Here is a 315-nt window from a genome sequence, read left to right as displayed (position 1 = left end):
GCTGCACACCGTGCACCTGGATCGCACCGCGCAGCAAAGCATTGTCGGCCTCGGTACCGCCGGAGGTGAAGACGATCTCGCCGGGCTCTGCGTTGAGCATGGATGCAATCTGCTGACGCGCGGACTCCAACGCTGCGCGTGTTTTGCGGCCGTGGCTAGGCGTAGACGACGGGTTGCCAAAGTCATTCAACATATACGGCTTCATGGCCTCGAATACCTCGGGGTCGAGCGGCGTGGTGGCCGCATTATCCAAATAGATCATAGCCAGTTTTTTGGGTTAATGAGCAGCTTAAAAATACACGCGGCACGGCAGCG

1 protein-coding gene is annotated in these 315 nt (G+C 58.4%); it reads right to left on the bottom strand.

What is annotated here, in order from left to right:
* On the bottom strand, positions 1–262 hold a 262-nt coding region (locus KK062_RS30195; protein WP_254088104.1), incomplete at its 3' end, for an aminotransferase class V-fold PLP-dependent enzyme.
* Positions 263–315: the final 53 nt, after the last annotated feature.

This window comes from Dawidia cretensis, assembly GCF_018598175.1.
Taxonomy (GTDB): Bacteria; Bacteroidota; Bacteroidia; order Cytophagales; family Cyclobacteriaceae; genus Ohtaekwangia; species Ohtaekwangia cretensis.
The sequence above is the reverse complement of the archived record's forward strand: the minus strand, read 5'-3'. Positions and strand labels throughout refer to the sequence as shown.